Raw genomic sequence first — 21606 nt, 5'->3', positions numbered from 1 at the left:
ATTTATTTGAATAAAGGAGGACAAAAAGATGACTAAAAAGAGAATGGAATGGGAGGAAGGGAATTGGATCAATTCACCTCTATATGCCCGGAAAGAAGGAGATTTCCTTAAGGTTGCGCCTGAAAAGGGAAGAGATTTTTGGAAAAAGACATTATATGGTTTTGAATTTGAAGATGGGTCCGCTTTATTATCGGATTGGAATAATAACACGGCGGTGGAAGTATCGTTTCAACTCGCATCCTTTACGGAGCTTTATGATCAGGCAGGTATTTTGTTATACCATGGCCCCGAGCAATGGATTAAAGCGGGGATAGAAATCAATGATGGCATTCCTCAGCTTTCCACAGTCGTAACCGCTGGGTATTCTGACTGGTCGCTTGCGGCTGTGCCGGAGTGGGTTGGTGAAGAAGTCACCCTCCGCGCTTCCATCATCAAGGATGCTGTGGTCATTCGCGCACGGACGGAGAATCATGGATGGCGAACGATTCGTGTGGCGCGTTTTCCCTACACCACTGGAAATCAGGCAGGTCCATATACCTGTTCGCCAACCCGTGAGGGCTTTGAGGTTACCTTTACTCGCTGGCACTTTACAGAGCGGGACCAAGACCTTCATAGTGATCCTCCTGTAGAACATCATTGAAGAACGAATGCACAGCTGAGCACAGCAATATGAGATACGATAAACTAGCTTATATGCACATAAAATAATGATTAAGAGTAGGTGTCTCATAATAAAATATATTGTAATGGACCCAAAAGGGAAGATGTGTATTTTGGTGTGAAATCCGGGACTGATAAGGAAGACCAAAGCGGAAAACTACTACTTGATACAATAAAATACATACTCTAAAAACTCCGATTTTGTCTTTCCTAAGTTCAGTTTTTTACGCAACAGACATGAGGTTGAAAAATATTTGATGTAAAGCACGCCCCATAGAGTACACACAGGGTAGTCTAAATGACATACTCTACTGTGTATTCTATGGGGCATAATTATATCTCTTCTCATCCATTTTAAAGATCAGCGGTTTAATATATTTATAGAGGAGTTATGCCTACCAGCATCTTACGGTCCTTCTCTTGGCAGATAACTATTCCCCGAATGGCAAGCTCTCTTTAAGCGCCCACAGGTCATCATAGCTGGAAATACGGTGATCTGCCTTGGATAAATCCTGCTGGCCCGAGCCTGGGTTGTGTAAACCAATGCAGCGCATACCAGCACTCTTGGCTGCATGAACACCATTTCGTGAATCCTCAATAACAATACAATGGTCCGGGGCTATGCCAAGTAGTTCGGCGGCATATAGGAAGATGTCTGGTGCCGGTTTACCCTGGGATACCTCTTCTCCAGTGATTCGAATATCAAAGTAACGGCCAAGTCCCGTTTTTTCCATAATGAGATCAATCAGCGACCGCGGAGAGGAAGAGGCTACTGCAATCGGAATTCCTTTTTCCCGTAGCCAGTCCAGCCACCGTTCCAGTCCGTCGATCGCCATCAGGCCCTCATATGCTGTTATGGTCTGCATCACATTTTTTCGGTGATAGGCAAGTGCCTCTTCCAATGTATTAGTAAGTTGATGCCTGTCCAGCACTTGACGCCACATGGATTCGAGTGTCACTCCAACATAGGTGTGATGCTCTTCTTCCGTCATGGGTGCACCGAAATGGGCAAAGGAGCTGCGTTCAACCTCAAAATAAATCGGTTCGCTGTCTACCAACACCCCATCCATGTCGAAAATGACCGCTTTGACCGGAACGGACGCTGATAGATCTCCTGTGCATTCATGATTCGTCGGTGTAACATGATGGATGCTCGTCATGTCCATTCTCCCCCTTGTAAGTGGCTAATTTAGTTGCCGGAGCCATTCGATTGTAGCACAATCTTGATTGCCTGGGATGAAGGCTGAAGTGTCCGCTCACTGATATTGCATCCAAGTGTCTTAAAGGCTTCATGGAAGTCATCAAGCGGATACGAGTGGGTTATGATTTTTTTGGCAGGAATGATTTGCTGCTCAATCAGGTAATGTGCCGTGGAGAACGTGCCCAGAGAATCAATCGAGCCGATGATTTTAAGGCTACGGTCAACTACCTCTTTCGGATTAAACGAGCTTACACCATCTCTCAGCCCTACCAGCATCAAATACCCGCCGCTCGCAAGCTGGCTTAGTACCTCAGTGCCGACCACTCCTGTGGTATCCACAATCATGTCCACCTGATTTTTTTCCGGAGCCAGCTTATGAATGGCCGCTTCCAGCGTGGCATGCGCGGACCACCGTTCGGGGGCAATGGAATCCGCTATGGCGAGCCGCTCCTCCGAGATGTCAACGAGGCAACCAGTTACTCCTTTCGAAGCAAGAGCATAGCTGTACAGAATCCCGATTGGACCTGCGCCTATAATAACAGTGGTGAAGTTCGGCAGCAGGTTAATCTGGTTGATCCCGGTTAGCATACAGCTCAGCGGTTCGGTCAGCGTCGCTTCTTCGTAGCTGATATGATCCTTCAGCTTGTACAAAAAACGGTCCTCAGTCACATAATAATCGGTGAACGTACCGTCGGCGCTGACTCCGGTCTCTGTTACGGATTTGTGTGTACAATGATTTTGTCTTCCTGTCCGGCACATTTCACATTGACCGCAGTAGTATGTTGGATCAATCACCACCCGGTCCCCAGGCTTGAGTGAACTGACGGCTGATCCAACAGCGACAACATCCCCGGCTGACTCGTGACCCAAGATCGTGGACGGCACGGCATGATATTTGCCACTAATGATACCTAGATCCGTACCGCATACGCCTGTCGCCCGAATCCGGACGAGTACATCGTTATCCTTTTTAATCTCCGGGATCGGTCTTTCCTCAAGTGCGACATCCCAAGCTGATTTGTATACTAGTGCAAGCATGAATAATTCCTCCTTTTGCCTATTGGGCAGATCGTTAGTGAATGGTAGAAAGAACGGCATCAAGCCGTTTAACAATTTCGACAATCTCATCTTCTGTAGCTGTGAGAGAAGGTCTCACTTTGACCACATTGCCATAACCGTAACGGGAACCTCTGAGAATTAATTGCTGTTCCTCAAATGCACGATCGATAATTCCATTGCTTTTCACTGCATCCGGGGCATCGTCCTCGTCTACAATTTCCAGTCCCCACATCAGTCCGACACCGCGAGCCTCACCAATGCAATCATGCTTGTCGGCCATCTCGGTCAGCAGGGATCCGAGCAGGCTACCTTTGGACCGTACGGCTTCCAGAAAACCGGGTTCGGTTACAACCTCCAGCGTGGATTTGGCCGCCGTGACCGAGATCAGATTGCTACCCGAGGTAAAGGAATGCTCGTGCTTCTCCAGGACATCGAGACGAGACTGCATCAAAACCGCCGCAACCGGGACACCAATACCGCCCAGACCCTTGGCGAGAGTAATAATATCCGGCTGGATGTCAAACAGTTCACTTGCGAACATGTAGCCTGTCCGCCCAATACCAGTCTGCACTTCGTCAGCAATCAGAATCATCCCGTGCTCGTCGCATAACTGACGGAGGCGCTTGAAATACCCTGCAGGCGGGATGATATTACCTCCGTTGCCCAGAATGGGTTCGATAATCATGCAGGCCACAGACCCTGAGCTTGCATATTCAATCGCGTCCGATATGGCGTCAATACAATGATGACCACACTTGTCTGGTGAAGAATTAAAGGGACAGCGATAGCAGTAGGGGGCAGGCACATGCAGAGAGTTTGCTGCAGTTGAATTGGGAAAATTCTTGCGGCGGAAGGCATTGCCGGAAATGCCTGTTGCGAATTGGGTTTGTCCATGATGTGACAGATGCAAGCTGATGATATCAGTAGCTCCGGTATATTTCTGGGCCAGTTTCACAGCACATTCGTTCGCTGTTGAGCCGGTAATATCTCTCATCCACCCAGCGTCGATACCGTTCGGGGCGTACTGGATTAGATGATCTAGGACTTCTTCGACATAAGGCTCTGTAAAAGACGAAGACATGTGAGCAAGATTGCCGACCTGCTCCTGTACTTTTGCGACGACATGAGGGTGGTTATAACCGAGCGACAAGTTGAAGGTGCCGGATACGCCATCCAAATACTCCTTGCCCGAATCGTCAATCAGAGTAATGCCTTTACCATATCTGAAACGTTCTTTGGTTAACGTATGCACGATATTTCCCCTCCATATCAGAATATACATTCTTATTAAGTCATCTTATAAAAGTGTACCACCCTATTAGAGCATCACGCGGCTGAACTCACCTCCCCAAAATAAGAAGTTTATCTTCCTTGCCCTCATGGGCAAGGGAGCACAATCTGGTGCTTCTGCGATTTCACAGATATGAGAGATAACCGCAGTAACAGAATCAGCCCGAAAAGCAAAAATGCGATAGGCCTCACCTCCCCTAAGAACTAAGCGATGTCATCCTTCCTTGCTCTGATGGGCAAGTGAATCAACTACTCGGCTACCCCGATTGTTCCACAGATGCGTGAGAATAAGTGCCAGCAGCAAAATCAGAGTAAACCCTCCTAAAATCCAGAGGCTAGCCGCCACCGGCCATTCGCTCATGCTCCAGCCAATAACATATTGAAGCACCGATCCGCCAATTCCGCCTGACGCAATCAGAATGCTGGTCGTCCGTTCGGTCATTCCTGGAATCATTACGTTGGCGTAGACAAGCGCGATACAGAAGAGGCCAGACATGAATATGCCTGCACCAAAAATGAGAAGGTATGTAACCCATTGGCTGGATATAAACACCATGGCAACCAGAAAACAGAAAGTTCCAATTGCACTCCATAACAGATAAGGAATATATCCTGCTGATTCTGCAACCTTTCCTGAGAACATACGACCAATGATCATTGCAATCCAAAGCACGCTGACACCTAGCGAGGCAACAGATCCCTGAAGTTGTAGCGTTTCTGTCAGAATAGAAGGTAGGAAGTTCATGAGCCCCAGTTCAAGACCCATATAAACAAAGAAGAAAATAATGAAGATTCCTAGCAATACACGGTGCTGTCCTGAGTAACGAGCTTGTTCAACTGAACGCTCAGTAGTGCGGATGTCTGCTTGTGTGAGGTGAGTGGAGGCTGAAACAGGCATGGTAAGCCAAAATAGCAACAGGATAAAAGTAAGAAAGGAGATGGTGTAAAAAGTTAGATTCCATATTCCAAACCAGATATATAGGCTAACGATGGCAGGCATAAGCAGTGCACCAAGTGCAAAATAGACATCCAGCTTGGACATGGCCACGGCTTTTTGCTCCTCCGTAAACTCAATTGTAAACGCTCCGATGGATGATTCAATAATGCCTGAGCCGAAGCCAATGCAGATTGCCATTACGATGACCCAATTCCATGAGGGCAGTACACCCAAGATAGTACATGCGATGACAATACTCCCCAAGGCAATAGCAAGCATGGACTTGCGGCCCATATGTAGAGCCATGAAGGGAGTGAGTAGAACGCCGACAAGAAAGCCGAAAAACTGCAAGAACAGCAGTAATCCACCATCGCTGTATCCCCGTCCATAGTGAGGCAGCAAAGTCGGCAGTAATGCCCCCAGCACGACGCTGGTGACGCCGATTAACAGATAGAAAGCACAACTTAAAGCAAAAAGTCTCTTCAAGGCCTGTCCCTCCATAAGGTCATATTTTTTTATATGAGCATTGTTTTTACTAGAATATACCATCACTCTGGAAATGTATATATATAATTCCACAGAAATTGTAAAAATAAATCGATAGACTCTTAATAATATGCGTCATGCTCCTTATCAACGTGATACACATCAGTTTTATCTTGAAGGCACTATATACTTTCGTACAATTGACTTTGATTTAGAGGTTGGTCCATCCTTCAGATGAACGGTTGATTAAAAACATTGGAGGGATCTTTCATACGTTTGGCAGGAAAAGTTGCGGTCGTTATGAGAATTACAAATCCCCCTGACCAAAGTTTCGTAGCAGGGGGATTGCTTTAATATAAGTTCTAATTCATATACTTCTCTATCGTACTTCGGACTGCTCCGGGACCTGCCAGCATTTCATGAAACATGGCTTCAATCTTGTCGCCCAGACCAATCTCATATAATCGGACGCCGAACAGTTTTTCATCCTCAAGGAGGTAGCGAATTTCGGAGGTCTGATCGCCTAGCTTCGTACTCTGCAAATACCCCTGCAATGTATCCAGTAACGGGTCCGGACTGAGTGAGAAGGGAGCACCTTGATCATCAACCCCCAGCAAATAACGACACCAAATCGCAATGGACAAGGGAATAGCAGTCAAGTTGGCAGGATCAAGCCCTACTGTGCTAACATAAGACTTTATGGTTTCCCCAAAACGGATGCTCATCTTTTGAGAGGTATCTGTTGCAATCCGCTGTGGTGCATCCGGAATATAGGGATTGGCGAAGCGTTCCTGCAATACCTCGTCAATGAATGCTTTCGGTTGGATAATTCCGGGATCAACCACAACAGGCAAGCCTTCCTTGTAGCCGATGGTTTCCACCAGACGACGCAAGGTGTGATCCTTCATTTCATCTGCAATGAGTTGATACCCGAGTAGACACCCGGAGAGGGCCAGCGCTGTATGTAGCGGATTGAGACAGGTAGTCACTTTCATCTTCTCCACTTTGTCCACCGTATCCCGATCCGTGAAGATGATGCCAGCTTCCTCTAGGGCAGGTCTCCCGTTTGTAAACTTGTCTTCAATGACCAAATACTCGCTAACCTCAGCATTGACAAAGGGGGCCGTATACGTACGCCTGGTGGTAACGATCATCTCCATGTCGGCCAACCCCAGCTCCCGAAGAGCAGACTGTACCTGTAAGGAAGGGCGGGGGGTGATTTTATCAATCATAGTCAGCGGGAAGGTTATTTTCTCCTCATTCTGCAGATAGTCTACAAATCCTTTCTCTACCAGGCTTCTGCGTGTCCACTCCTTGGCGATAGTAATCATACTATCCTTTAACAGATCGCCGTTATGGGAGCAATTATCCATGCTTACAAAGGTCATTGGAAGCTGTCCCTTCAGGTAACGCTGATAGACAAGCGAAGTAGCTATGCTCATCACATGCACCGGCTGTTCAGGACCATTCGCTAAATCCCTCTCTACAACAGCCAGATACTTACCGTCGGGCCCGGTGAGGACGTATCCTTTTTCCGTGACAGTGAAGCTGGCCATTTGCAGAGTCGGATTTTCAAATATTTCAATCAGACGGAGGTAATCGTCTGGACGATTCTGCTCTGCTGCGAGACCTTCAACGATGCTTGCGACCACACTCTTGCAAAATCTTCCGTCTGCACTCATCGACACCAGTAGGGTTAGATTGTCGTAAGGCTTATAGGCTTTGTCGATCATTTCAAAATCAAAGGCTTCGGCCGCAATTATACCTGTATCCGCTTTCAAACTATTCAGCAGCTGTTGCTGTGCATTGGCTACGAACCCCCGAAAAATATTGCCTGCGCCGAAATGCACCCATTGCGGTCTAACTCGGGTATTATGGGCTACAAGCTCCAAATCATATTTTGGCAGTTCAATACCTGCTGCTTCCCAGGCCGTCCTGTCTAAAAGGCTTTTCCGGTTAAGCTGGAGCATCTATTTCACTCCCTTGTTGTTTTGAGCCAGACTATCCCAGACACCCAGCAAGTACATAACTCCCAGTGCACGGTCATACAAACCGTAGCCTGGCCGACAATTCTTTTCTTCTCCCCATAGATGTCTGCCATGGTCTGGGCGCACATATCCCTGATAGCCGTTCTCGTGATAAGCTCTAACTACTTCCGGTACATTGACGCTTCCGTCCTTTCCACGGTGTGACACTTCAATAAAGTCGCCATTTTCGAACACCTTAACATTACGGATATGCGCAAAATGAATACGATCATGAAATTCCCGAATCATAGCCGGCAAATCATTCTCAAGATTAGTCCCCAGTGAGCCTGTGCAGAAGGTTAGACCATTATATGGACTGTTCACTGCATCCAGGATACGCCGGATGGTCTCACGACTCCGAACAATTCTCGGTAACCCGAAGATGGGCCATGCCGGATCATCAGGATGAATGGCCATCTTGATGTCAACCTCCTCGCAGACGGGGATAATGCGCTCAAGAAAATACTTTAGATTGTCAAACAGCTTGTCTTCAGTGACTTCCGCATAAGCAGCAAATAGTTCATCTAGTCTCGCCAACCGCTCCGGTTCCCAGCCTGGCATCGTGAACTTCCCTGCTCCCTTGAGAATCCGATCCACCATTTGGCGGGGATTATCGGTAATGGCAGCCTTTTCATAAAACAGAGCGTTAGATCCATCAGGTAGTTCTTTATACAACTCTGTTCTGGTCCAGTCAAAGATAGGCATAAAGTTATAGCAAATCACCTTGACTCCCACCTTGGCTAATTTGCGAATGGTGTCAATATAAATGTCAATATATTGATCGCGGGATGGGAGGCCGATTTTGATATCATCGTGGACATTTACACTTTCTACGACCGCCGTACTAAAGCCCTTGCTTGTGATCTGCTCAGCTACCTTCTCAATTCGTTCCATTTCCCATACTTCACCCGCTACCTTATCATGTAAAGACCAGACAATACCCATAACTCCCGGAATTTGCCGGATATGATCCAGTGTAATATTGTCGTTGCCTTCTCCATACCATCTCCAGGTCATGTTCATAAAGATACCCTCCCTGATTTTATTGGCAATCTTGTATACAAGATCGGTTTGATCATAAAGTACAAAGTTTGCCCTTGTCAATGACAATTTTAGAGGGGTTCAACACATCAAAATGTTTTATAATAAGTCTAGATTTATAAAGTGAAGGCAGGAATGATATGTTTACAAAGGAAGAAATCAAGCAGCTTTTGAAAAATGATATTTTGTCGATGATCTTAAAGCCTGGTACTCTGCTCAGCGAGACGACCTTGTCAGAACGCTTCCAGTTGTCCAGAACTCCGCTGCGCGATGTATTGAAGCAGCTTGCACTAGAATCTTATATTGATATTTATCCCAAAAAGGGGAACGTTGTCTCTTATATCGATCTGGAGTCCGTAGAACAAATGAGCTACCTGAGAAGCGCAGTGGAAAAAGAGATTATGAAGGAGCTTTCTACGCAATTTGCATTAAGCGATATACAGAAGCTGAGCGAAATTCTGGACAGACAGAGGGCTGTCATTGATGAAGATCATGCTACGGATCAATTTCTCATTTTGGACGATCAGTTCCACCAAACTATGTTCCAATTGGTAGGCCGAGAATTTCTTTGGCAGCTAATTCAGCAATCAAATGTTCATTATATCAGATATCGCAAGCTGCATATGCTGCAAGCAGGGAAGCTGATGGAAATCTGGCATGAGCACCAAACCATGCTTGAATATATGTTGAATCAGGAAACGAGCAAAATGGATGATCTGGTTCACCATCATCTCAGAAAGGATATACATTCTCTCGAATTTCTCCGGCAGTTCGCTGACTATATCAAGAAATAATGCTGGTGTGTGTTATTCATTTTTTGCTTATGAGTTTAGTTGTTTGCCGTCAAGTGGTGGTTGGAATTGAAGGATTTTCATAGGAATTCGAGATCTTGTATACAAGATAGGGCGTTGTTGACACACTAAGCCCCTTGCCGCTTCGCAATTGTAAAATAGAAGGGCAAGGGCTGGAAAATGAAGATTCTATACCCCCGAATAGGCCATGAAACCACCATCGATAGGAATGACTGCACCTGTCACAAAACCGGAAGCGGTTTCATCGACCAGCCAAAGTAGCGTTCCGAGGAGGTCTTCAGGTTCACCGAAACGGCGCATTGGGGTGTGGGCAATAATCTTGGCCGAGCGCTCGGTAAGCGAGCCGTCCTCGTTGGTGAGCAATTGTCGGTTCTGCTCTGTCAGGAAAAATCCGGGGGCAATGGCATTCACCCGAATGCCGGATTCGGCTAGATGTACGGCCAGCCACTGGGTGAAGTTGTTGATGGCGGCCTTGGCAGCGCTGTAGGCGGGAACCTTGGTCATCGGGCTGGGAGCGCTCATGGAGGATATGTTAAGGACCACAGCGCCGGGTCGCCCGATCATGCTTTTGGAAAAAATCTGTGTTGGGATTAAAGTCCCGATAAAATTTAAATCAAGTACATTGCGGAAGCCAGGCACACTGAGATCGAAAAAGGTAGTGATTCCAGGCTGGTTCAGATCTTCAGGATGAAACGTCTCCAGACTCGTATTCGCACTGGGGTGGTTGCCGCCTGCTCCATTGATTAGAATATCGCACGGACCGAGCAGGCGGCGGACCCTCTCCTCAGCCTGCTTCACGCTTTCGACATCGGTCACATCGCAGGCAACCGCGATGGATTCTCCGCCGCTTTCACAAATTTCCTTTGCTATCCATTCGCCCTTATCAGCAGTACGGTTCAAAATGGCGACCTTGGCACCCTGGCGGGCAAGCTCCTTGGCCATGGAGCTGCACAACACGCCGGAACCGCCGGTTACCACAACTGTTTTTCCGGACAAAGCCGGATGCAGGGGAAGACTAGTCAATTTACATTCCTCTTTTCGTTGGAAGATAAGCCCGTATTACGCTTATACGCGTCCTACAAGCTGTCATGAATTTTAGTCTAAAACGATAACAGATGATCTTATCTAGCTTTCTTTCTAAATTCGCTAGGTGTCATGAATATCGTTTGTTTAAAGATCTTACAAAAATACATGGACGAGTTGAAGCCACATTCGTTACCAATCTCGAGTATCGTTAACTTTGTATTGATCAGCAAGTTGCAAGCATGTTGAATCTTAATATTATTTAAATATTGAATAACCGTAAGTCCCGTGACTTCTTTAAAACGATGACACAAATAATATTTGGACATGTAAAACGACTTTGCAATATCTTCGATTTTAGTGATTTTGTTATAGTTTTGGTTGATGTACGACAGAATAGGTCCAAAGTTAGCATACTTGGAAGACTGCTGCTCCACGGTTTGGGAATCCTTATTATTATTTAATAGTGATAACAGTTCAGCTAAAAGTATAAAAATACGATCACTCTCACCCGAGACGTTTTCTTTCTCCAGGGATTTCAATAGCCTTTTCACTTTCGCAAACACTTCTTGGTTCAAAGAGATGATGATTTCTGTGTTAAAGCAGCCTAATAAAGATTTTATCGCCCGCTCCGTAAAATATAATCGCAAGAAACGCTCCGTGAAATAGACACATGTTCTGGCACAGCCTTGATTTTGGTAGCTTCTATGGAACAAATTTGGTTTGAACAGTGCAACATCATGCAGCTCAATGTCATAGATGGAGTCCTGGATCAAAATCTGATGGTATCCTTTTTCTAGAAAATAAAGTTCATATGCATCGTGATAATGAAAATTGGTCATGTTGTGGTCTGCATCATGGACGACATACTCGATTGAAAATAGGGGATGCATATGACTTACATCAGCAATCATCGCTCAACCTCCATCCTATAGCAATATAATATAACAAATCGATAATTCGGCAACATATTAAAAGATTATTGCTTGGTATTCAGGTATAGTTTAGCTACCAGATTTTCTTCCGAATGGACCACATGAGGAGGTTAGACACTTGAAATCACACCAAGGAACCCAGAATGAATTTGAACTGTTGAAAAGAAATCACACGGTGCCTGTTTTTGTTTCCGAAACGGAAAACAGCGCGGTGCATCTTGCCTTTTGCAATCTTATGCGAGATATTGATTGGGTTTGCGGTTGTAAGCTATTGCGAGCAAAAGAAATGGATCAAAGCAGCATCGTGATCGGCACGATCACAGACAATGAGCCGTTACTCGCTTATCTGCAAGAAAAAGGGGTATCGCTGAAAAAACTAGCGCTGGAGGATGGCTCATATCGGTGGGAAGCGTTTCTTCAGGAAGTCATTGACGGTGTCTTATATATCATAGGAACCGACAGGCGCGGTACCATCTTCGGAATCTATGACTTGTGCGAGGCAATGGGTGTGTCTCCGTGGTATTACTGGGCGGATGTACCGGTGAAAACCTACGATGTACTTTGTCTGCCTTTGGACTACTCCAAAGTAGATTGGCCAGCGGTTCAGTACCGGGGAATTTTCCTGAATGATGAGGAAGAGCTTGATGACTGGGCCAAGATTCATACGCAAGATGGCACCATCGGGCCTGCCGCGTATCAATCCATTTTCGAACTTTTACTTCGACTGAAGGCCAATTTCATCTGGCCTGCCATGCATGTGAATTATTTTAATGAGAATCCCGAAAATGGAGCACTCGCTGAAAAAATGGGGATTGTTGTAGGCACGTCGCATTGCGATATGTTGCTTCGCAGCAACCAGAATGAATGGGAGCCATGGCTTGCAGCCAAGGGTTATGACGACGCCTCATACGATTATTCCATCGAAGGCCGAAATCGCGAGATTCTACAGGAGTATTGGCGGGAAAGTGTCGAGAAGAATAAAAATTACGAAGTGTGTTATACGGTTGGCATGCGTGGAATCCATGATTCGGGATTTTATACGCAGGCCATTGATGAGGACAATTCCATGACTAAGGAAGAACGGGCAGAAGCCAAGTGTTCTCTGCTAGGAAAGGTCATACAAGATCAAAAGCAAATTCTCAAGGACGTGATCGGCGAATCAAAAGAAAATGCTTCACTACAGACATTTATCCCGTACAAAGAAGTACTAGAGCTATATGACCGAGGTCTTGATATACCTGAAGGTGTGACTCTCATTTGGGCAAACGACAACTTTGGGCATATGCGCCGATACCCGAATGAGAAGGAACGTCAACGCAGTGGAGGCAACGGTTTGTATTATCACAACTCTTACTGGGCAGCTCCAGGAACGGGGATGAGCTATCTCTTTATCAATTCAATTCCATTGGCCCATACAGAGAATGAATTGAAAAAATCGTATGAATCGGGAATTCGAAAATTGTGGATTCTGAATGTTGGTGGGTTGAAGCCCCTTGAACAGGATATGGAATTCTTTTTGCGATCTGGCTGGGAAGCCGGCAAAGAGGAAGGAATGACCAAGAATGCATCCCAATTCGTCGAATCTTGGATAAACGCCAATTTTTCCGGCAACCACGGACCTGAAGCTGCGGAATTATATGAAACATTTGCACAGGTCACTAATGTACGAAAGATCGAACATATGCAATCCAATGTGTTTTCACAAACTGTATTAGGTGATGAAGCAGGGCGCAGATTAATGCGGCTGGAGGATATTTTTCGTCGAGGCAATGCCATAATGTATAGCCTTCCGGTCCAGGAGCGGGCTGCATTTTTCCAGATGTTTCTCATGAAAATTCACGCGTCATATTATACCAACCATGAGTTTTATTTTGCCGACAGAAGCACGCTTTCTTACGAGCGCGGAAACATGCAGGCTGCTGACCAATATGTGGAGCTTTCGATAAAAATGGCGGACTACAAACGAAGAATGCTTCATTTTTATAATGCAAAAATGAGTGAAGGCAAGTGGAATGGAATCCTCACACCGGAAAGCTTTCCACCACCGCCTACCGCCTTGTATCCTGCGCGAAAGCCCGCATTGAGAATTGCTCAGGGTGGCATGAGAATCGACCTTTGGAATGAAGAAACCACACTGCGCTTTTCCATCCATGGTCAAAAACAAAAATGGTTTGAGATTGGAAACCAGGGGGACGGGACTATTCCATTCACGATTGAGGTAATGGAAGGCGAAGATTGGATCATTCTTTCCGAAAGTGAAGGATTGATCCAAACGGAGAAAAGAATTCTTGTCTCGGTCATTGATCCGCATCAGCATGCTGGAAAGACTGGACAACTGACCGTCCGAAACCATAAAGATATGACTTCTGTTTCAATAAAGGTGCAAGTTGAGGAAAGTGTAAATGTTCCTGAAACGTTTTACGGACATATAGAGGCAGACGGATATGTGTCTATCCCAGCAGCCTCCTACGACCATAATGTTCCCGGTGCAGATTCGACCGATAAGTCTGGTTGGGTGGTCATACCGGGGATGGGAAGATATGAGGGAGCCGCGATGATGGCCTGGAACGGTGAACTATGACCCCTTGGAGGAGAGCTTAAGAATCATCCATATTTAGGATACGATATTTTTTTGAAAGAGGCTGGGCAGTTTACCTTAGAGATTCACCGTTTTCTTACTTTAAATTCGACAGGCAACATTCGTTTCGGTATCGGAGTCGATGATACAGCACCTATTCTGGTAGAATCAGAGACTCGTGACGAGTGGCTGGGCACCTGGCAGGAATCCGTTTTTAATAACGGTGAGAAGATAAGAGTGGAGCTGCCTTACCTAGCTTCCGGTATACATGCCTTAAGAATTTATATGGTAGATCCTTATGTCACGATTAACAAGTTAGTGATATATACGAATGAGCCAAAAACGTGCAATTTAGGACCGATTGCCAGTCAGCATCATCATAGGTTGGTTACCGATCACGGTCTGGAAACTCCTACTGTGAATTGGAATGAAGTCGAACAATTATGTAATCAATTTTACGAAACGGGAGAGCATGAAGTACCTCTTCCCGTCGTCCTTTATGCCACAAGAGATTTTTACGCCACCATCGATGAAATCTTCTTGAAATGTTTTGATGTTCCGCAGACCACGTTGGGGGACAAACGCTATGTGGACATCTGTGATGCTGACGGTACAAAGGATATTATAAAAGAATTTGGTGCGGGTATGTTTATCGAATCAAACGGGATCGTTGCGATCGAAGCCGAATATGCATTGGAAAACTCTAAAAATGCGTATCTCACGTCCAGTAAAGACGATAATGCTATTGATTGGAGCCACGTACAGGCCGAAACCAATGGAAGAACAGGTTTCGCCATGCATGTCTCTGAGCCTGGAAGGCAGTGGGAGAACCCGGAGATTGCTCCAGGGATGCATTACAAAATAAACATCACGAATTCAGGTGATTACCATATTTGGATTTTGGTTCGACATCATAACGGCCAATCCGATTCATGCTACTTATCGCTGGACGGCGTAGTAAGACCTTTATCCGAACAACTGGGCCAGGGCACACTGCATACGTATAACACAGCTCAAGTGTACTATTGGTGTTTACTGTCTGATTTGCAATTGACCCGTGGTGATCATCTGTTTTCGATCTTAGCTCGAAAGTCGCAACTCAGAGTCGACCGGATATATATGACAAAAGGGAACGAATTACCGCCTGTGGATGCACTCTGGACGGATTCGATAAGAAAACAGCCCTAAGTTAAAGTAGCGCCTCCATGCTGAAAGAGCGGAATTTAGATACATGTTGAGATTCCGCTCTTTTTTCGATAATAGTAAAAGAAACAATTCATTCCTGAAGATTGTTTAATATGAGTTTCAAGTATTCTCTAGCTGATGGATTCAATGGTTGTAAGGGTAAAGGAAGACTGGGACTTGAGATCAAACCACTTATTTCTGCTGCTGCTGAAACAACACGAAGGCTACCATATTGATGAAATAACGTCCAAATAGGTTCAAGTAGTGCCGAGAGTCGTTCTGCTTCGTCAGCAAAACCGTCCTGCGCCAATCGGGTCATATTTAGACACGCTTGTGGGAACAATCCGCCAAGAACTGAGAACCATGCTTCACAACCTGCATTCAAGCCGGTGACTGCAAATGAATCTCCACTTACTCCTATAGTTACATGGGGAGGAATCGACCCTCGTAGTTTTTTGATGCGTGTCTTGGCTGCTTCGGGATCAGTAGGTACTCCGGGAATCTTAATCGAACCAATATTAGGTAACTCAGCAATTCGGCCGTGCAATTCATCACTGAAATGAAAATGGGAGGTACCCGGATTATCATAGACACAAAGTGGAATGGAGAGTGAACTGGTTACCTGTTCATAAAGTGAAAATACTTCTTCATTCGTTAGTGCTTGATAGGAGATGGGGGCTAGCAGCACTGCACTTGCTCCTGCTCTTTGTGCATCTTCCGCTAATCGAAGTACTTCTAAGGTACGAATCGCACTTATACTTGTCATCACGGGAATCCCCTCGGCTGAGTGGACAGCAAGTTGAAGAACACGTAAACGTTCTTCTCGATTAAGATATGCATAATTTCCAGTTGATCCTAATGCACCAATTGAGTCTACACCAGCTGCAACTAATCGTTGAATCAGCGTCACAAATGCTTTTTCGTCAATGCCTGTCTCATTAACCGGTGTGAGTGGAAAAGCAGATAATCCGTGGAACATAAAGTTACACTCCTTTATGAATTGACCTTCAAAATATAAACACATTATAAAAATGAATAAGACACAATTAAAGTACCAATTAAGAGACAAATAACTGTACCAATTCTTCTAGAGAAACTTAAAATTGAAAATAAAGATTCTGTATCAAAATTAATGTAATGATATTACGCCTTCAGATCAGGTTAGTTGAATTAGAAAGACAAAAAGCATTCTACATTGAATGCTTTTTGTCTTTATCATGATTTGGTGATGTACCAGAGTGTGTTAAGATGCGATCTAATACTTTTCCAGTGAGGGGCATGAAATAATTGAGTATTAGCCCCCCTAGACCAACAGTTAACAAAGTTCCGATGCCAATGGGTCCATTTAAAATGAACGCTATGACCAAGAATATGAGGTAAATGAATGTTCTTGAAAAAAATAGATTTGTTCTAGTTAATTCCTGTACGATTATTGTTAATCGGTCAACTGGAATGGGCGCAAAGTTTGTCTGTAAATATGTTGCAGTTCCTAATCCAACAACAATTAAACCAATTCCAAAACAAACAACTTTGCTGTACCATAGTTCAGGCGTTAACACATCCTGCAATAAAAAAAGCCACATATCAATACCAATCCCCGTTATAAATGCTGTTAACAACCCCAAAACTTCTGGTCTTTGTCTATTTAAAAGTGAATTACAACAGATCAAAATCAAAGCCATTATGATTTCCCAACTTCCTACAGTAAGCCCCACATTTGTGGATAGTCCTACCAAAAGTGCATCAAAAGGTGATGTCCCAAGGTCTGATTGTATAGTGAAAGAAATACCAAGGGATAATATAAAAATACCTATTACAAAAAAAACATATTTCACTTTACTCGACCTCTTTAATATAATTTTATATTGCAAATGCAACAAAATTAGGGTAGATTAAATATATACTATGTTTATTGCATTTGCAACAAAATAGGGGCAAAGGAGTTCATTATGAAGGAAGTACTTCGTGAAATTGGGATGATAGCCAGAGCATTAGATTCGATAAGTAATATTGAATTTAAAGAATATGACCTTACAAAAGGACAGTATTTATACCTTGTACGAATATGTGAAAACCCAGGAATCATTCAAGAAAAGTTAGCTGAGATGATAAAAGTAGATCGAACAACCGCATCTCGTGCTATCCAAAAACTTGTAATTAATGGGTTTATTGAAAAGAAAGAGGATCGGCATAACAAAAAAATTAATAAACTCTTTCCAACAGAAAAAGGGAACAATGTCTATCCTTTCATAAAAAGAGAACATGATTATTCGGATAATGTTGCCTTAGCGGGATTTTCGGAAAGTGAAGTAAACACCATTTTTAATCTACTTCAAAGAGTAAGAAAAAATATAAGCGATGAATGGGAATTTGTGAAAAAAGGGAACAAACGAAATTACTAATTGATTTATATGAAGGAGCATAAATTTATAATGAATGCAAAAATTATCAAATGCAGCCGTGCAGATTTACAAACACTCCAAGAAATAAGCATTGAAACATTCAACGATACTTTTAAAGAACAAAATTCACCTGAAAATATGCAAGCCTATCTGGAAAGAGCATTTAACTCGAAACAGTTAGAGAAGGAATTGTCCAATGTCTCTTCAGAATTCTTTTTCGTCTATTTTAATGAAGAACTTGCTGGATTTTTAAAAGTAAATATAAATGATGCCCAATCCGAAAAAATGGGTGATGAGTCACTCGAAGTTGAGAGGATTTATATCAAAAACAAATTTCAAAAACATGGGCTTGGTAAATATCTGTTAAATAAAGCTATGGAAATTGCACTGGGACATAATAAAAAGAAGGTCTGGCTCGGGGTATGGGAAAAAAATGAAAATGCCATTGCTTTTTATAAGAAAATGGGGTTTGTTCAAACGGGTGCACACTCTTTTTATATGGGGGATGAAGAACAAATTGATTTCATAATGACCAAATCAATGATACTATAATTGAATTTAAAAATGTTTTCTAGGGTTCCGCGATGTCATATCGGCTGGTCCGAGAGAAAACTCACAGTCGTTGTACTGTGTCACGGAGGGATAAAAGCCTGGGAGAAAAACTGCTGTATGCAGCATGATCTCAGGCTTTTTTTAGTTGCTGCGTTAGATCCATATTACATTTGCAGCATTATCAAAAAGGAGGAAGTACAAAATGAACAAGACATGGTTATCTGTTGTAATTGCGGCATTATTTGAAGTTGTATGGGTTATCGGGCTGAAACATGCCAGTGGATGGTTAGAGTGGGGAGGGACTTTGGTTGCTATTTTTGTAAGTTTCATACTCATGATTTGGACTAAAGCTTTTAGGCTGAACAATGATGGGATTTGAAGACAAACTCCCTATACTGGGAAAGCAGCTAGGGAGTTTGCTAATTTATGTTCTATGATGTCCTTCGTCATTGGGGTAATGTGACAGATTTGATTTGAGCTGCGGTATTTCCGTAAATATCCTTCGCCAGCACGAGAATATGCAGTGTTTCGGCTTGGGAGGCGCCACCCTGTTTGTATTTAGTAGTTGGGAGCGCTGCTGACCAATTAGCTTTATCTTCTGTAATAGCGACACGCATGCCATTCACATAAACTTTGAGCTGCGCGATTTCGCTTTGATCTGTGACTGAACCTTCCAAAGCGAGAACATCGTCTTTGACCGAAGCATTCAACTTAAGTGCAGGGGATCCTGTTTCCTTGCGTTTAGAGGGTGGAAGAGCAGTTTGCGGGTTATAGGAAAAGGTTTCATCCTCAAGCACTGGCGTGCGTGTTGCAATAGGACGGTTTTTGGTTGCCTGCTCATAGGAATAAGCGTATCGAAGCAGGTCGTTATCGCTATATGCGGCACCTGCCATCGTCAGATTGACGGGCATACCGGTATCCTTCATAGCGCCCATACTCACAGATACACTCGGGATTCCGTACTCGCGTAGAAGGAAATTCGTATTGGAGAAATAGTTGCCATTCTCCCAGGCTTCCTCATAGGATGTTTCATTCACATCGGAGTCCGCTTTGCCGATATTCGAATTGGCCGGGAAAGCAATAAAATCAAGGTTGTTTTGCTTCATCCAATTTTCAAAATCAATCTTTCGTACATTTTCAAGCCCCCGTAGCCCTTCTTGAAATTGAGGGATTTGTTCGTAAGGGGTGACGCCTTTCTTTATGGTGTCAATGAATACGTCATAGTGACCAAGGTCTCTGCCACGTTTGGCATCAACCGAACCGGGCGGATTCGGGAAGACGGTTGCAGGGTCGATATTAGCCCATGACGGGAAATTCGGATCGCCCACACTTTTAAGGAATTCCTCAGCTACATAAGGATTAAGCAGTCCGAATTCCTTTTCAGCCCACTTTGCCGGCATCAAACCGCGTTCTTCAGGTGTTTTCGCTGTTGGTCGGTCCTTCTCACTGTTCACTTGCAAGGGGAAGTCAACTTCCACAACTTTAGCTCCAAGAGCAGTTAAATCCTTTACAGCTTTTTCCCATAATGCCTGTATTGAAGGTCTGAATTTAATCGGAGTTGTGGTTTCAGGGTCCTTACCGATATAGATTTTTGGAACACCAATGCGTTTGCCTTTCAAAGCCTGCGTATCTCGCAACTCCAGATAGGAATTGGGACGGACACTGTTGACAGAAGGGAGGCGAACAGCTTTCTGTTCTCTCCAGAAATCACCCTTGGTGATTTTGTCCTCTACAACGATCACGTCAAGCAAGCGGAGCATGTCCTCGACAGTCCTCGTATGTGGGACGACGACATCCCGTATAGGGAAGAGCGGCCAATTCCCCCGAATGGAGATTAGGCCCCGCGATGGGGTGTAGGCAATTAAACCATTGTTCGATGCTGGTGATCTTCCCGAGGATACCGTTTCTTCCCCCATACCGAAGGCAGCGAGGTTGGCGGCTGTTGACACGCCAGATCCGTTAGAGGAGCCAGAGTACCAGGCTGCAGCCAAATAATCTGGATTGTACGGACTTTCGGCACGACCATAAACGCCTCTTTGCATTCCACCGGCTGCCATTGGAGGCATATTGGTTTTACCAATGAGCACCCCACCGGATTTGCGTATCTTCTCTACTGTAAAGGCATCATCTTTTGCCATCAGGTTTTTGAAAGCCGGAGATCCAGAAGCAACAGTGAGTCCCTTAACCTTGTAACTGTCTTTAACCGTGTAGGGGATGCCTTGCAGAGGCCCGGTATTAATCCCCTGTGCCCTTTGCTGATCAGCCTGAGCGGCTTCTTTTAGTACGTCAGGATTCAGAACAGGGATGGAATTCAGCCGAATGCCACTAGAATCATAGGCATATACCCGGTTAAGGTACATGGCTGTGAGCTCGACACTCGATAGTGCTCCTGACTTCATCGCATCCTGCATCTGAGCAATCGTAGCCTCTTGCAATTGAAATGTAACCAGGGAGGAGGTAGGTTCACTAGTTTTACTTGAGGATGAGAGTGAGGGTGAAGGAGCGGCGGATGCAAGCGAGCATCCCGTGAGAGTTACAATCATACCAGCTGCGATCCATTTGTAATAGCTACCGATTACATTCCTTGTACTCGCTTTTAACGTTCGTGCGCGCATAGCATTTTCACTCCTTAAAATAAGATAGGTAGGATCAAGAATTTGAATAGAGGGGAATGAGGAAAGGACTCTTTTTTGTATAAATCTTTCTATTTATACTACTTATTTTCATTGGAAATGTCAATTTTTGTAATGTTGAAAGCAAGAAAGTAAGTTTTGGAACTAGAAGCCTCCGGCTGCGTTTAGGGGCATAGTTTGTTGTTTAAACCTTTTTTTATGAAGAGGACTGTTTATTCGCTTGTTTTCTTTTTTTGATAACTATAACCACAAATAGCAACAAAGGGAGGAAAATTTGAAAAATAGGAAACCAAGTATTAAGTACAATTTTCCGACCGATTACGATGTGATGAGTATAGTTAGGCGACAAAAAAGAAAGCCCATAAATAAGTGCTGCAAGGGGAAAAATCCATTTTTTAAATACGACTCCAGTTATTTTTTCAAGTCCTATCACGGCGCCATAAAAAAAGAAGACATTTTGATGATCGAGCCAAGAAAAAGAGACCAGTCCAGCTTGCACCGCCGCCTGTCCGATAACCAGAGCTAATACACCTTGAGAATATTTTTTTGCAAACAGGGAAAAATGACTTTATTTTCGAAAAAAGCTGAAAATTATCTGAAATTTATACTTAACCAGCCAGAGAATGATTTTTATATTATTTTATGCGGTTATCCTTTCCACTAAGAAAGCTGAAACATAACTTAGAGTTTGAGGTTTTTTGAGTGTTATTACATAAGATCGAATCTTAATGCAATCTTAATGCTGTAGGCAAATTCATAATACGGTACTGATTTTGCTCATGATA

The 21606-nt window shown here is 44.2% G+C and carries 16 protein-coding genes, 2 pseudogenes and 1 riboswitch; of the genes and pseudogenes, 7 read left to right on the top strand and 11 right to left on the bottom strand.

Features of this window, described 5'->3' with window-relative positions; all coding sequences use genetic code 11:
- Positions 1-28: 28 nt before the first annotated feature.
- On the top strand, positions 29-640 hold the full coding sequence (locus tag C0638_RS20910; protein WP_013371156.1) for a DUF1349 domain-containing protein: 612 nt from the start codon (positions 29-31) through the stop codon (positions 638-640).
- Between the two features lie 451 nt (positions 641-1091).
- Here C0638_RS20910 and C0638_RS20905 read toward each other — a convergent pair whose 3' ends face one another.
- The 6 genes from C0638_RS20905 to uxuA form a co-directional block, all read right to left on the bottom strand.
- The gene (locus C0638_RS20905) at positions 1092-1820 is read right to left on the bottom strand and encodes an HAD family hydrolase (protein ID WP_025678354.1); all 729 of its coding nucleotides are present in this window, start codon (positions 1818-1820) and stop codon (positions 1092-1094) included.
- A 29-nt stretch (positions 1821-1849) separates the two neighbouring features.
- A complete protein-coding gene (gene gutB1 / locus C0638_RS20900) occupies positions 1850-2899 on the bottom strand; it encodes a 2-amino-2-deoxy-D-mannitol dehydrogenase GutB1 (RefSeq protein ID WP_040101345.1) in 1050 nt (349 codons plus the stop codon).
- Positions 2900-2933: 34 nt separating this feature from the next.
- Positions 2934-4202 (bottom strand): aspartate aminotransferase family protein, encoded by a 1269-nt coding sequence (locus tag C0638_RS20895; protein WP_439097955.1) that lies wholly within the window; start codon positions 4200-4202, stop codon positions 2934-2936.
- Between the two features lie 222 nt (positions 4203-4424).
- Entirely contained in the window at positions 4425-5633 is a 1209-nt protein-coding gene (locus C0638_RS20890) for an MFS transporter (RefSeq protein ID WP_058712356.1), read from the bottom strand.
- Between the two features lie 362 nt (positions 5634-5995).
- Entirely contained in the window at positions 5996-7603 is a 1608-nt protein-coding gene (locus tag C0638_RS20885; protein WP_058712355.1) for a mannitol dehydrogenase family protein, read from the bottom strand.
- Positions 7604-8683 (bottom strand): mannonate dehydratase, encoded by a 1080-nt coding sequence (gene uxuA, locus C0638_RS20880; RefSeq protein WP_025678345.1) that lies wholly within the window; start codon positions 8681-8683, stop codon positions 7604-7606. It abuts the gene before it with no gap.
- 158 nt (positions 8684-8841) lie between these two features.
- On the opposite strand from uxuA, the gene C0638_RS20875 reads away from it, so the two are divergent.
- Positions 8842-9495, top strand: coding sequence for a GntR family transcriptional regulator (locus C0638_RS20875; protein ID WP_013371163.1), 654 nt, complete (start codon positions 8842-8844; stop codon positions 9493-9495).
- A gap of 186 nt (positions 9496-9681) precedes the next feature.
- Here the strand turns inward: C0638_RS20875 and C0638_RS20870 are convergent, their stop codons facing one another.
- The gene (locus C0638_RS20870) at positions 9682-10536 is read right to left on the bottom strand and encodes an SDR family oxidoreductase (RefSeq protein ID WP_058712354.1); all 855 of its coding nucleotides are present in this window, start codon (positions 10534-10536) and stop codon (positions 9682-9684) included.
- 98 nt (positions 10537-10634) lie between these two features.
- Positions 10635-11450 carry an AraC family transcriptional regulator gene (locus C0638_RS20865; protein ID WP_058712353.1) on the bottom strand — a complete coding sequence of 272 codons (816 nt, stop codon included), beginning with the start codon at positions 11448-11450 and terminating at the stop codon, positions 10635-10637.
- A 256-nt stretch (positions 11451-11706) separates the two neighbouring features.
- On the opposite strand from C0638_RS20865, the pseudogene C0638_RS20860 reads away from it, so the two are divergent.
- Both C0638_RS20860 and C0638_RS26100 read left to right on the top strand, forming a co-directional pair.
- Positions 11707-14397, top strand: a pseudogene (locus C0638_RS20860) (glycosyl hydrolase 115 family protein); the annotation flags it as partial.
- A gap of 297 nt (positions 14398-14694) precedes the next feature.
- The gene (locus C0638_RS26100; RefSeq protein WP_324912066.1) at positions 14695-15237 is read left to right on the top strand and encodes a hypothetical protein; all 543 of its coding nucleotides are present in this window, start codon (positions 14695-14697) and stop codon (positions 15235-15237) included.
- A gap of 88 nt (positions 15238-15325) precedes the next feature.
- Here C0638_RS26100 and C0638_RS20855 read toward each other — a convergent pair whose 3' ends face one another.
- Both C0638_RS20855 and C0638_RS20850 read right to left on the bottom strand, forming a co-directional pair.
- Positions 15326-16213, bottom strand: a complete 888-nt coding sequence (locus tag C0638_RS20855) for a dihydrodipicolinate synthase family protein (protein WP_058712352.1) — start codon at positions 16211-16213, stop codon at positions 15326-15328.
- Positions 16214-16424: 211 nt separating this feature from the next.
- Positions 16425-17069, bottom strand: a complete 645-nt coding sequence (locus C0638_RS20850; RefSeq protein WP_058712351.1) for a YczE/YyaS/YitT family protein — start codon at positions 17067-17069, stop codon at positions 16425-16427.
- 114 nt (positions 17070-17183) lie between these two features.
- Here C0638_RS20850 and C0638_RS20845 point away from each other — a divergent pair, with 114 nt between their 5' ends.
- The 3 genes and pseudogenes from C0638_RS20845 to C0638_RS20835 form a co-directional block, all read left to right on the top strand.
- The gene (locus C0638_RS20845) at positions 17184-17636 is read left to right on the top strand and encodes a MarR family winged helix-turn-helix transcriptional regulator (protein WP_102163758.1); all 453 of its coding nucleotides are present in this window, start codon (positions 17184-17186) and stop codon (positions 17634-17636) included.
- A 30-nt stretch (positions 17637-17666) separates the two neighbouring features.
- Positions 17667-18188, top strand: a complete 522-nt coding sequence (locus C0638_RS20840; protein ID WP_102163756.1) for a spermidine/spermine N(1)-acetyltransferase — start codon at positions 17667-17669, stop codon at positions 18186-18188.
- A gap of 8 nt (positions 18189-18196) precedes the next feature.
- Positions 18197-18295: riboswitch (guanidine-I (ykkC/yxkD leader) on the top strand.
- 95 nt (positions 18296-18390) lie between these two features.
- A pseudogene (locus tag C0638_RS20835) lies at positions 18391-18528 on the top strand (SMR family transporter); the annotation flags it as partial.
- Positions 18529-18634: 106 nt separating this feature from the next.
- Here the strand turns inward: C0638_RS20835 and C0638_RS20830 are convergent.
- Positions 18635-20803 (bottom strand): amidase, encoded by a 2169-nt coding sequence (locus tag C0638_RS20830; protein WP_058712620.1) that lies wholly within the window; start codon positions 20801-20803, stop codon positions 18635-18637.
- Positions 20804-21606: the final 803 nt, after the last annotated feature.

The organism is Paenibacillus sp. lzh-N1 (assembly GCF_002872435.1).
Classification (GTDB): Bacteria; Bacillota; Bacilli; order Paenibacillales; family Paenibacillaceae; genus Paenibacillus; species Paenibacillus polymyxa_C.
The sequence above is the reverse complement of the archived record's forward strand: the minus strand, read 5'-3'. Positions and strand labels throughout refer to the sequence as shown.